The sequence below is a fragment of the Kitasatospora sp. NPDC033851 genome, assembly GCF_055576085.1.
On sequence record NZ_JBVIRL010000018.1, the window covers coordinates 68,533 to 80,204 of the forward strand.

At 73.8% G+C, this 11,672-nt stretch carries 9 protein-coding genes; 3 read left to right on the plus strand and 6 right to left on the minus strand.

The window, feature by feature from the left end; genetic code table 11:
• Positions 1-170 precede the first annotated feature (170 nt).
• From ACZ51D_RS29310 to ACZ51D_RS29320, 3 genes are all read right to left on the minus strand, one after another.
• Entirely contained in the window at positions 171-1,844 is a 1,674-nt protein-coding gene (locus tag ACZ51D_RS29310) for a DUF885 domain-containing protein (protein ID WP_465663917.1), read from the minus strand.
• Positions 1,845-2,067: 223 nt separating this feature from the next.
• Positions 2,068-2,982, minus strand: coding sequence for an SDR family oxidoreductase (locus ACZ51D_RS29315; RefSeq protein ID WP_465624821.1), 915 nt, complete (start codon positions 2,980-2,982; stop codon positions 2,068-2,070).
• A 236-nt stretch (positions 2,983-3,218) separates the two neighbouring features.
• Entirely contained in the window at positions 3,219-3,647 is a 429-nt protein-coding gene (locus tag ACZ51D_RS29320) for a DUF5997 family protein (protein ID WP_360502145.1), read from the minus strand.
• Positions 3,648-3,705: 58 nt separating this feature from the next.
• Between ACZ51D_RS29320 and ACZ51D_RS29325 the strand changes: the two genes are divergently transcribed.
• Both ACZ51D_RS29325 and ACZ51D_RS29330 read left to right on the plus strand, forming a co-directional pair.
• On the plus strand, positions 3,706-4,536 hold the full coding sequence (locus ACZ51D_RS29325; RefSeq protein ID WP_465624823.1) for a LysR family substrate-binding domain-containing protein: 831 nt from the start codon (positions 3,706-3,708) through the stop codon (positions 4,534-4,536).
• 58 nt (positions 4,537-4,594) lie between these two features.
• The gene (locus tag ACZ51D_RS29330; protein WP_360502140.1) at positions 4,595-5,176 is read left to right on the plus strand and encodes a DUF421 domain-containing protein; all 582 of its coding nucleotides are present in this window, start codon (positions 4,595-4,597) and stop codon (positions 5,174-5,176) included.
• 91 nt (positions 5,177-5,267) lie between these two features.
• Here ACZ51D_RS29330 and ACZ51D_RS29335 read toward each other — a convergent pair whose 3' ends face one another.
• Together ACZ51D_RS29335 and ACZ51D_RS29340 are read right to left on the minus strand one after the other, a co-directional pair.
• Positions 5,268-5,996 carry a rhomboid-like protein gene (locus tag ACZ51D_RS29335; RefSeq protein ID WP_360502138.1) on the minus strand — a complete coding sequence of 243 codons (729 nt, stop codon included), beginning with the start codon at positions 5,994-5,996 and terminating at the stop codon, positions 5,268-5,270.
• A gap of 158 nt (positions 5,997-6,154) precedes the next feature.
• Positions 6,155-7,498 (minus strand): cytochrome P450, encoded by a 1,344-nt coding sequence (locus tag ACZ51D_RS29340; RefSeq protein WP_465624826.1) that lies wholly within the window; start codon positions 7,496-7,498, stop codon positions 6,155-6,157.
• Between the two features lie 317 nt (positions 7,499-7,815).
• Between ACZ51D_RS29340 and ACZ51D_RS29345 the strand changes: the two genes are divergently transcribed.
• On the plus strand, positions 7,816-9,219 hold the full coding sequence (locus ACZ51D_RS29345; RefSeq protein ID WP_360502133.1) for an amidase: 1,404 nt from the start codon (positions 7,816-7,818) through the stop codon (positions 9,217-9,219).
• Positions 9,220-9,268: 49 nt separating this feature from the next.
• On the opposite strand, the gene ACZ51D_RS29350 is transcribed toward ACZ51D_RS29345, so the two are convergent.
• Positions 9,269-11,221 (minus strand): FUSC family protein, encoded by a 1,953-nt coding sequence (locus ACZ51D_RS29350; RefSeq protein ID WP_465624828.1) that lies wholly within the window; start codon positions 11,219-11,221, stop codon positions 9,269-9,271.
• Between the last annotated feature and the right edge of the window lie 451 nt (positions 11,222-11,672).

Genomic DNA, 11,672 nt, shown 5'->3' on the forward strand with positions numbered 1-11,672 from the left:
TCCGGGCGGGCGAAGCCTTTGCCGGGCGTGCGGAACCGTTTCAGCACCCGTACGCCCCGTACGCCCTGTACGCCCTGTACGCCCTGTACGCCCTGTACGGCCGCGCGGGCGCACGGCCGTACAGGGCGTACAGGCGGCGGTGTAGGCGGTACAGGGCGTACGGCCGTGCGCTACTGCGCCGCGATCCAGTCCGAGACCAGATCGTCCAGCACCCCCAGCGGCAGGCTGCCGTGCCCGATCAGCTGGTGGTGGAACTCCCGGACGTCGAACCGGGCGCCGAGCGCGGCCTGGGCCCGCTCACGGTGGCGGACCAGCTCCCGACGGCCGATCAGGTACGAGGTGGCCTGGCCCGGCCAGGAGATGTAGCGGTCGATCTCGTTGCGGACGTTGGCCTCGGGGGTCGCGGTGTTCTCCCGCATGAACGCCATTGCCCGCTCCCGGGACCAGCCGTAGTGGTGCATCCCGGTGTCCACCACCAGGCGCACCGCCCGCAGCGCGTCCATCGAGAGCATGCCGAAGCGGGTGAGGTCCGAGCTGTACAGCCCCATCTCGTCCGCGAGCCGCTCGGTGTACAGGCCCCAGCCCTCGACGTGGGCGGTCAGCTGGCTGCTCGGCTTCTGCCGGAACTGCGGCAGGTGGTGCAGGGTCTGTGCGACGGCGAGCTGCAGGTGGTGGCCGGGCACGCTCTCGTGGAAGGCGATCGCCTCGTACTCGTAGGTGAACCGGGTCTCCGGGCGCAGGGTGTTGATCCAGTGGGTGCCGGGCAGCCCGCCGGGGCCCGGCGGCTGGTAGTAGGCCAGCGGCGCGGTCTCCGCCTCGATCGGGTCGATCTCCTTGGTCACGCAGTCGGCGATCGGGTACGGGCGGAACCAGTCGGCCGAGGCGCGGCGGGCCCGCTCCAGAGCGGCGTCCACCAGGGCGATGATCTCGGCCGCGCTGCCGAAGCGCAGCGAGCGGTCCTCGCGCAGCGCGGTCAGCACGCCCTCGGGGTCGGTGATGCCGAGCACCTTGCCGCCGAGCTCGGCGAACTCCTCGCGCAGCGCCGCGACCGCGTCCAGGCCGGTCCGGTGGACCTCCTCCGGGGTGAGCCCGGGCCGGGTGAAGCGGGCGACGGCGTCGGCGTAGCCCTCGGTGCCGCCCGGCACATGGCAGACGCCGGCCCGGTCGTCGGGGCGGGCCTCCGGTGCCAACTGCTGGGCCAGCCCGGCCCGGTAGCGGGCCAGCGCCGGGCGGACGGTCTCGCGCACGATCGCCAGGGCGCGCTCGTACTCCGGGCGGCCCCGCAGCGGGCGCAGCAGCGAGTCCTCGTCCGGGGCGGTCGCGAGGTGGGTGTCCAGCTGGGCGACGGCGGCATCGACCCCGCTGCGCAGCGGGTGGCGGCCCTCGGCGGCGGCGTCCAGGGCACGGCGCAGGGCGGCGTCGAAGTAGCCGGGCAGGCCGGCGAGTCGTTCCAGGTAGGCGTCGGGGCCCTCGTGGTCGACGGGGACCATCGCGAGCGAGCTGAAGACCTCGTTGTGCGGGGCGACGATGGTTGCCGAGATGCTGAACTCGTGCAGCCCGTGGGTGAGTCGGCCGATGCCGTTGTCGATCAGCCGGGCCAGGAGCCGGTGGGTGATCCGGTCCTCGGTGTTCAGGCCGTCGAGCGGGATCGCGGCGTGCCGGGTGCCGAAGCCCCGCAGGGTCTCGCGGTACCGCTGATCGGCGGCGCGGGAGGGGTCGGGCAGCAGGTGTGCGTAGCCCTCGACGCCGCCGAGGGTCGCGTCGAACGGGTTGTGGGTGTTCTCGGCGTCGAAGTACTCGTCGGCCAGTGCGGCCAGTGCGGCGGGTTGCGGCTGCTCGATCATGGATCCCCCTGGTGTGGCGCGGTCGGTGCGACACGGGTTCCCTGTGGGGCGCCCCGATCCCGCCGATTATTCGGAGTGATCGGCGGCGCGGTCAACACACGGCGGAGGGAGGGAGTTCCGGCCGCCACCGGGTGCCGATCACGCCGCCGACGAGGGCCGACGAGGGCCTGCGAGGGCCGACGCGGATCGGCGATGGTCGGAGCGGCCGGAGTCACGCGGAACGTCAGCGGTAGGCCTCCGGGGCGGCCGGCTTGCCCCCGTCCATCACCTCGACCAGGTAGCGCCAGCAGTCCGGTCGGCTGCCGTCCCGGTCGGTGAAGCCGTACTCCCGGGCGAGCTGCCCACTGGACGTCGAGCGGCCGTTCCAGCGGGCGGCCTCGCCGTCGGCGGCCAGGGCGGCGACCGCCCGGCCGACGAAGTACGGGGACTCGGAGATGCCGAAGTGCGGCTCCCGGGCCACGGCGTCGCGCCAGTTCTCCTCGGTGACGCCGAAGTTCTCCAGCATGATCTCGGAGCGCATCCAGCCCGGGGTGAGCGCGACCGCGGTGGCGCCGCGCGGGCCCAGTTCGTGGCCGAGCGCGAAGGCCATCCGCAGCACCGAGGTCTTGGCCAGATCGTAGAAGAACGAGTTGCGGTAGGTGTCGCGGTTGTACTCGGCGGTGCCGTCCGTCATCTCCACGACCAGGCCGCCCGGGTGCTTCAGCAGCAGCGGGAGGAGGTGGTGGCTGGTGACGGCGTGCGTCTCCACCGCCAGGCGCAGCAGCCGCAGGCCGTCGTCCAGGTCGTGCTCCCAGACCGGGATGTTCCAGCCGAACAGCTTCTCCGCGCCCCAGATGTCGTTGACCAGGACGTCCAGCCGGCCCTGCTCGGCGTCGATCCGCTCCGCCAGGGCGGCCACCTGGGACGGGACCAGGTGGTCCGTCGGCACCGCGATGCCCCGGCCGCCCGCCGCGGTGACCAGGTCGGCGGTGTCCTCGATCGTCTCGGGACGGTCGTACTCCGAGCGGTGCTCCCGGGTGCTGCGGCCGGTGACGTACACCGTCGCGCCGGCCGCGCCGAGCTCGACCGCGATACCCCGCCCGGCGCCCCGCGTCGCCCCCGCGACCAGGGCGATCCGCCCCTCCAGTGCCCCTGCCACCTGTCGGCCTCCCTGTCTGCTGACCCCGTGCTGATCCCGTGCTGACCCCTGCGTACGACTGTGCCGACGCCCGTGGGAACGGACGTCGGCACCATCGTTGCGCAGGGGTCTGACAATCGCCGCCGCCGGAGCCCGGAAGGGCCCGAAGTCCGGAGCACCAGGGACTCCGGAGCACCAGGGGTCCGGAGCAGCAGGGAACCGGGGAGTGTCAGGGGCCGGGGAGGGCCGGGGCGGGGTCAGCGGGCCTGGGCGGCCTTCGCCTCCTTGGCGGCCTTGGCGGCGGCGTCCTTCTCCTGCTTCTCCTTGATCCGCACGGCTTCCTTGCGGGCGTCGACCTGGTTGGCGCGCTCGTGCTGCAGCCAGAGCGGGTTCTCGGCCTTGATCGCCTCGATCTGCTCGGTGGTGACCGCCTCGGTCACGCCGCCGCGGGCCAGGCCCGCGATCGAGATGCCGAGCTTGGCGGCGACCACCGGGCGCGGGTGCGGGCCGTCCTTGCGCAGGTCCTGGAGCCACTGCGGCGGCTCGGCCTGCAGCGCGTTGAGCTCCTCGCGGGAGACCACGCCCTCCTGGAAGTCGGTCGGCGCCGCGGCGAGGTAAATCCCCAGCTTCTTGGCCGCCGTGGCCGGCTTCATGGTCTGGCTGGTCTTCTGCTTGAGCGATGTCATGGTGACAAGGGTAAGGGAGCGCGCGGCCTCCTCCGGTCACGGTCGGTAGCCTTGCCCTGTGACAGACATGCAGGTGAACCCCTCCTTCCGGCTCGTGTACGTCCCGGGCGTGACCCCCGGCAAATGGGTCCGGGTCTGGGAGGAGCGGCTTCCGGACGTCCCGCTCGACCTCCTCGCGCTCCCGGTCGGCGACGGCGAGCGGACCCTGCGCGAGGGCGGCGCGGACGCCGGGCTGGTCCGGCTGCCGGTCGACAAGGACGTGCTCAGCGCGATCCCGCTGTACACCGAGACCACCGTCGTGGTCTTCCCCAAGGACCACTGGCTCGCCGCCGCCGAGGAGGTCACGCCCGACGACCTCGCCGAGGAGGTGGTCTTCCACCCGCTCGACGACACCCTGGGCCTCACCACCGACACCCTGCCCGGGCGACCCGCCATCGCCCGCCCGGACACCACGGCGGACGCGATCGAGCTGGTCGCGGCCAACGTCGGCGTGCTCCTGGTGCCGCAGTCCCTCGCCCGGCTGCACCACCGTCGGGACCTCACCTTCCGGCCGGTGACGGAGGTGCCGCAGTCGCAGGTGGCGCTGTCCTGGCCGCAGGAGCGGACGACCGACCTGGTGGAGGAGTTCATCGGGATCGTCCGCGGCCGTACGGTCAACAGCTCGCGCGGGCGCGGGGCCGGGCAGGCGCCGGCCGAGGAGCAGCCGAAGAAGGCGGCGGCGGGCCAGCGCAAGCCGCAGCAGAAGGCGGGCGGGGCCAAGGCGGGAGCGTCGAAGGCCGGCGGGCAGAAGGCGGGAGCGTCGAAGGCCGGCGGGCAGAAGCCGAAGCCGTCGGCTGGTGGCCGGGGTGCGGCGGCGGCCCGGCGCGGCAAGCCGAAGCGGCGCTCGTAGCCTCCCGTGGCGTAGCGTCGGCCCCGTTCCGTCGAGTGCTGGTGGGAGGAGCGGGGCCATGTGGCATGACCTGGCGGTCGTCCAGATTCCGATCGTCGAGAAGATCCTGCGTACGGTCGCGGTCTACGCGCTGGTCCTGGTCCTGTTCCGGATCGCCGGGAAGCGCGGGCTGGCGCAGCTGAACACCTTCGACATGGTGGTCATCTTCCTGCTCTCCAACGTGGTGCAGAACGCCATCATCGGCGACGACAACAGCCTGTTCGGCGGCGCGATCGGGGCGGCCACCCTGATCGCGGTGAACGCCGTCGTCACCCGCTGGCTCGCCCGGGACCCGAGGGCCGCCCGGATCCTGGAGGGCACGCCCACCACCGTCGTCGAGGGCGGCAAGCTGGTGCCCGGCGCGCTGCACGACCTGGCGCTGCGCCCGTCCGAGCTGGAGCACGCCATCCGGGTCCAGAACGGCGACAAGCTGACCGATGTCGCCAAGGCCCGGCTGGAGCCGGACGGGCAGCTGCTGGTCACCCTGAAGGCGAGCGAGCAGAGCGCCACCCGCGGCGACGTGGAGGACCTGCGGCGGCGGTTGGAGACGATCGAGCGGCTGCTCGCCGAGATCGCCGACGGGCGGGGGCCGTCGAGCTGACGGGGCAGCGGCGGCGGTGTCGCGAGCCTGCGTGGCGCAGGTGCAGCGTCAGTGCGGCCGGGCGGCGCCCGGGTTGCTCATCGGTGGATGATCACGGGTGGGCGTCCGCCGTGGCAAGCGCATCGGCCCGGCGGCGGCGCGAGGCCAGGGCGGCCGCGGTGCCGGCCAGGGCGAAGCCGAGGGCGGCCGAGAGCAGGTGGCCGACAGTGGTGAAGTCCGGTAGCGGGCCGGGCCATTCGCCGTCGCCGGAGAGCGGCCAGGCGACCACGAAGGCGGCCCAGGGGAGGCGGGCCCAGCGGGGCAGGGCGAGGGTGGCGAATGCGAGGGAGGTCTGGGCGCCGTAGCTGATGCCGTAGTCCGAGTCCTGGCGCACGCTCTCCGGGTACCAGCCGTGCCGCAGGGCGACCAGGATGACGGCTGCGGTGATCAGGGTGGCGCCGATGTGGCCGCCGAGGAGGACGGCGGCGGCGCGCAGTCTGCCGAAGCGGCGCTCCGCCCAGGCGAGGCAGCAGCAGATGCCGAGGCCGAGGGTGATCAGGGTGCCGCCGAAGCCGGTGGAGGCGATGTCGGTGAGCGTGCCGTCGAAGAGCAGCGCGCTGCCGAACAGTGCGGTGACCGGATGGTCGTGCAGGTTGTCGAGGTTGGTGCTGATGTAGGCGCGGAGGGCGTCCGCCCGGTCCGCGGAGAGCCGGTCCTCGACCCAGATGTGTCCGAGGACGAGCAGGCCGACGTAGCAGAGTGTCAGCGGCGAGCGGCGCGGATACGTCCGGACGGCGCGGAGCAGCCGGGCCGGGAGCCCCCGCGGTGATCGAGCGTTCATGTTTCTGATGCTGCCCCAGTCGAGCCGATAGTCCGACCGGCACAACCCCGCCGGCCCCCGCGCGACAGTACCGTCCCGGAGCCGCCACCCCCGCACTTCGCCCCACCCCAGCTCCCACCCCAGCTCCCACCCGGCTCCAATCGGGCCCAGCCGGGCTCCTACCGGCGGGTCAGGGTCGCCGTGAAGGGGCGCGGGGACAGGGAGGAGCTGCGGGTGGGGCGGATGGGACGGCCGGGGGTGGGAGTGATGGTCCAGCGGGCCGCGATGGTGGCGATGGCGAGGACGGCCTCGGTGGTGCCGAAGGTGTCGCCGATGCAGCGGCGGGCGCCGAGGCCGAAGGGGGCGTAGGTGCCGGGGGCGGGGCGGGCGGTGGTGAGCCAGCGGTCGGGGTCGAAGCGGTCGGGGCAGGTGAAGACGTCGGCCCGGCGGTGCAGCAGGTAAGGGCTGAAGAGGACGGTGGCGCCCGCCGGGACGTGGTGGCCGCCGAGCCGGGTGTCGGCGGTGACGGTGCGGCTGAGGATCCAGACCGGCGGGTAGAGCCGCAGGGTCTCGCTGACGATCCGGGCGGTGAGCGGGAGGGCGGGCAGGTCCTCGTGGCGGGCGGGGCGGCCGTCGAGGACGGCGTCGAGTTCGGCGTGCAGGCGCTCGCGGACGGCCGGGTTGGCGGCGAGCAGGGTCCACGCCCAGGAGAGGGTGGCGGCGGTGGTCTCCGTGCCGGCCAGCAGGAAGGTGACCACCTGGTCGTGGATCTCGGCGTCGGTGAGGCCCTGTCCGTCCTCGTCCACGGCGCTGAGCAGGGTGGAGAGCAGGTCGTGGTGGTCGGTGCCGGCGGCGCGGTGGTCGGCGATCAGCCGGCGGGTGATCTCCTTGAGGTCCTGCCGGGCGCGCCGGAAGCGGCGGTTGCCGGGGGTGGGGATGCGGTCGGCGCCGGGCAGCGGCATCATGACGCGCCGGCCGACGCCGCGGGTGATGACGTCCATGCACGCGTGCACCGGCAGCGAGCCGGCCCGTTCGTGGGCGGCGAACAGGCAGCGGGCGGTGACGGCGGTGGTGAGGCGGTACATCGCGGCGGGGACGTCGACCACCTCGCCGTCGCGCCAGGCGGCCGTGGTGCCGGCGATTTCCTCGGCCATCATCGCGGCGTAGCCGGGCAGCCGGTCGCGGTGGAACGCGGGCTGGAGCATGCGGCGTTGGCGCCGGTGGGCGGCGGCGGGGCAGGTGGCGAGGCCGTCGCCGAAGACCTCGCGGGCCTTGTCGAGGACGAGTCCGCCCTTGTCGTACGTACGGTCCTCGGTGAGCAGCCGGCGGACGAGTTCGGGGTGGCAGGCGACGTACGCGTCGAGCGGGCCGAGCCGCAGCCGGACGAGGTCGCCGTGGGCGGGCAGGCCGGCCACGAAGTCGAACGGGCGGCGGATGAAGGCGGGGGCGTGGCCGAGCAGGGGGAGGCCGCCGGGGGCGGTGGCGGCGGTGAACCGGGTGGTCGGGAAGAAGTGGATCGGCACGGGCGTCACCTTGGGTCGGGTGGGAAGGACCGGAACGGTTCGTGTTCGGGATCTTTCCCGGCGGCAGCAGGTGAAACGATCGTGGACGGGCGGGTGGGGTGAACACGGGGGCGCATGCCGAACGCTCGTGCGCCCTTGAAGATTTGACGGATCGTTTACCTGCTGACCGTGGCGGCGGGCCCGGTATCGCTGACGGACGCATACACTCGATGTCTTGTGCGACTACCGGTCAGTAGAATTGGGCAGTACTACCTGCCGGTGCGGAGCCGACGCGATGACCGGACGGCCGAAAGTCCGGCAGGGAGTGGGGAGTTCGGATGACCGACGAGAAGGTTCACGCGTTCGCCGACGACGCCCTCGGCCGGTACGACGCGGTGGCACTGGCCGCCCTGGTCCGGGCCGGCGCGGTCAACCCCCGGGAGCTGGTCGGCGCGGCCGTCGCCCGTGCCGCACGGGTGGACGGCAGGCTGCTACCGGTCGCCCACGCCTCGTACGACAAGCCGCAGATCAGCCGGGAAGGCATCGGCGGGCCGCTCTGGGGCGTGCCGACCTACCTCAAGGACAACGTCGACCTGCGCGGGCTGCCGACCTCGATGGGCAGCGAGGCCTTCCGTGCCCAACCGGCCCGCCGCAACGCGCGCTTCACCGACCAGTTCCTCTCCACCGGCCTCGCCGTCCTCGGCAAGACCCGGCTGCCCGAGTTCGGCCTCAACGCCTCCACCGAATTCGCCACTGCCCAGCCGGTGCGCAACCCGTGGAAGCCCTCGCACTCGGCCGGCGCCTCCTCGGGCGGCGCGGCGGCCCTGGTGGCCTCCGGCGTGGTGCCGATCGCGCACGCCAACGACGGCGGCGGCTCGATCCGCATCCCGGCCGCCTGTTGCGGCCTGGTCGGACTCAAACCCACCCGGGGCCGGCTGGTCGCCAACTCCCAGGGCGCCAAACTGCCGATCGACCTGGTCACCGACGGTGTGCTGACCCGCTCGGTGCGCGACACCGCCGCCTTCTTCGCCGCCGCCGAGCGGCACCGCCGCAACCCCAAGCTGCCCCCGCTCGGCCTGGTCGAGGGCCCCGGCGAGCAGCGGTTGCGGATCGGCCTGGTCGTCGACTCGCCGATCGCCAAGACCGACGAAGCGACCCGCCGGGTGGTCGAGGAGACCGCCGCGCGACTCGAGGCGATGGGCCACTGGGTCGAGCCGACCGCCCTGCCCTTCGGTGAGGAGTTCTCCCGGGACTTCGTCTCCTACTGGGGCTACATCGCCTGGGCGATCGCCTTCACCGGCCGGCTGCTGATCGACCCCAGCTTCCGCGCCGACAGGCTGGACGGCCTGACCACCGGGCTGCGCCGGCAGTTCCAGGCGGAGTTCCCGCACACCCCGGGCGTGCTACGGCGGCTGCGCCGGGCCGAGGGGGTGTACAAGCGGGTCTTCCGCAACCACGACGTGATCCTCTCCCCGGTGCTCGCCCACACCGCCCCGCCGATCGGGCACCTCAGCCCGAACGTCGACTTCGAGGAGCTGATGGACCGGCTGCTGCGCTACGTCGCCTTCACCCCGGTCAACAACGTGACCGGCGGCCCGGGCATCGCCCTGCCGGCGGGCTCGGCGCTCAGCGGGCTGCCGGTCGGCGTGCACCTGTCGGCGGCGCACGGGCAGGAGCGGGTACTCCTGGAGCTGGCCTTCGCGCTGGAGGCGGATCGGCCCTGGCGGCGGATCGAGGACTGACCGGCGGCGAGGACCGGCCGGGCGCCCGGACCGGCCGGGGGGGTAGCGCTCACGACGCCGGCGCGGCCACCGACCGGGCCGCGTGCACCTCGTGGTGCAGCCGGGCCAGCGCGCAGTCCGGCGCCGGCGCGTCCGGCCCCGCCTCCGGCAGCGGCCGGCCGGTGCGCAGCGCCTCGGCGAGGTCGGCCAGCTCCCTGGTCACGGCGCCGACCTCGGCCGCCGTCGGGACGGGCGCGCCGTGCTCGATCCGCACCCGGGTGGCGGTGGTGGCGTCCACGATCCGCTCGACCGCGATCACCACCGGCCACCAGGCCTCCGCCCGGGCCCCGACCGGCGGCGGCTCGGTGAGCGCCCGCTGGAACTCGCTGCGGACGGCCGACAGGTCCCGGTAGAGCCGCCGCCGGTACCGGGCGCGGGCCGGCTCGTCCCCTCCCGGCCCGGTGGTGAACGCCAGCGACACGTACGAGGCGGTGTCCTGGACGGCTTCGGCGAGGCGGTCGCCGATCCGGGTGTGCCAGGACTCCGGCCACAGCAGGTAGCCGGCCAGCAGGGTGATGCCGCAGCCGATCAGCGAGTCGTAGAGCCGGGGGAGCACCAGGTGGAAGCCCTGGTGGTTGAGCAGGTCGGAGAGCAGCAGGATCACCGGGGTGATCGCCGCGGTCTGGAAGGCGTACCCCTTGGCGGACAGCGCGGGGATCAGCGTCGCCAACGCCGCCATCACCGGCACGTCCCACCAGCCGTGCGGCACCTCGGCGAGCACCGGAATGGCGATCAGCAGTCCGGCCGCGGTGCCGAGCGCGCGCAGCACGGCGCGGGAGAACACCGAGCCGAAGTCGGGCTTCATCACGAAGGTCACGGTCAGCGCCACCCAGTACGAGCGCGGCACCGCGATCACCGAGACCAGCACCTGCGCGGTGCCGATGCACAGCGCCAGCCGCAGCCCGTACCGCCAGGACGCGCCGGACAGCAGCAGCGCCCGGGTCGCCCGCCGGGCCCGGACCTCCAGGCCGGCGGGCCGGCCGAGCCGGTCGTCGACGGCGTACGGGTCCGGCGCGGCCTCGTGCACGACGGTGGCGGCGTGCCCGATCGCCTCGGCCAGCGCCCGGGTGGACGGCCCGGCGGGCACGGGCAGGTCGGGCGAGGGGGCGGGGCCGGTGCGGCCCTGCTCGACGGCGTCGGCCAGGGCGCGGACGGCGGCCGGGTAGGCGGCGGGCAGCGGGCCGTACTCGGGCGGGCGCAGGTGCGCCGCCGCGGCCCCCTCGACCACCGGGATCACCGCGTTGAGCTGGGCGAGCAGCCGCACCAGGGTGGGGGAGCGGCCGTGTCGGCGGGCCCGCCGGGCGAGCAGCAGGTCGTAGGAGTGGTTGAGCGACTGGGTGAGCTCGTGGCGCCGGCCGTCGTACCCGGGCGTGCCGGCGGCCGCGAGCAGGTCGGCGACGGAGCGGTAGGTCCCGGCGACCACCGCGCGTTCGGGGACGCCGATGCGCAGCGGCCAGGCGAGCAGGGTCAGGGCGAGCACCACCAGGCCGCCGAGCAGCAGCAGCCCGGGCGGCAGCCACCAGGGGGAGGGCAGCGGCAGGCCCGCCCCGACCACCGCGTTGAGCAGCAGGAGCAGTCCGGAGACGGAGGCGACCGCGCCGATCGAGGAGATCATGCCGGAGACCAGTGCGACGACGGTCAGCGCCAGGACGGCCGTCCAGCCGGTGCCGTACACCAGGGTGCCGAGCAGCACGCCGAGGGCGCCGAACAGCTGCGGCACGGCGATGTTGAAGATCCGCATCCGGTAGGCGTCGGCGGTGTCCCCGATGACCGCGGACAGCGCGCCCATCGACACCAGTGCGCCGTAGGAGGGCCGGCCGGTGGCGGTGCCCACCGCGAGCGGGGCGGCGAGCGCGACCGAGGCGCGGGCCACCGCCGCCCAGGGGATCGGGGCGGCCCGGGGCCGCAGGCTCTCGGTCAGCCAGTCGGGCGGGGCGAGTCGGGCGGCTCCTGGGCGCGGCACGCCCCCAACCTACGGCGGGCGGACTCCGCGGGCCCGGTCTAACACGCGGGGACAACGGGTCCTGGGGCGGGTGGGGTTCACCGCTCGCGCTTATGTCAATTTTCGAAACATACCCCGTCTTATGTCCGTCCCCGAAACATAAAGCGAACCGCGAGAGGCGGCGTGAGCTGCGCCGACTTTCCCAATCGGTAACCCACGGGAAAGGGTTGACACCATTAGTTGGTCTAGTCCAATGTGTGGAGGGCGTGGTTCGGCAAAGCCTGAGGCGAGGTGAGAGACCTTGCCGAGCAGGCGAGTTGAACCCCTGGCGTGGTGCCGAGGCGCGGTCGGGGGTCGAGCCGAGAAGGAGCGTGTGCGGACCGCAGATGGTCCGCGGGAGGAATTCCCGACCCGGCCGGGAACCGGTCGAGCAGCCCGCCGTGCCCGCGCCGCCCGCCGAATCAAGCGCTGC

What these genes read in the sequence shown, in the direction of transcription:
- ACZ51D_RS29330 (WP_360502140.1), top strand. Translation starts at nt 4,595, where the DNA reads ATGTGGCATGACCTGGCGGTCGTCCAGATTCCGATCGTCGAGAAGATC.
- ACZ51D_RS29335 (WP_360502138.1), bottom strand. Translation starts at nt 5,996, where the DNA reads ATGAACGCTCGATCACCGCGGGGGCTCCCGGCCCGGCTGCTCCGCGCC.
- ACZ51D_RS29310 (WP_465663917.1), bottom strand. Translation starts at nt 1,844, where the DNA reads ATGATCGAGCAGCCGCAACCCGCCGCACTGGCCGCACTGGCCGACGAG.
- ACZ51D_RS29320 (WP_360502145.1), bottom strand. Translation starts at nt 3,647, where the DNA reads ATGACATCGCTCAAGCAGAAGACCAGCCAGACCATGAAGCCGGCCACG.
- ACZ51D_RS29345 (WP_360502133.1), top strand. Translation starts at nt 7,816, where the DNA reads ATGACCGACGAGAAGGTTCACGCGTTCGCCGACGACGCCCTCGGCCGG.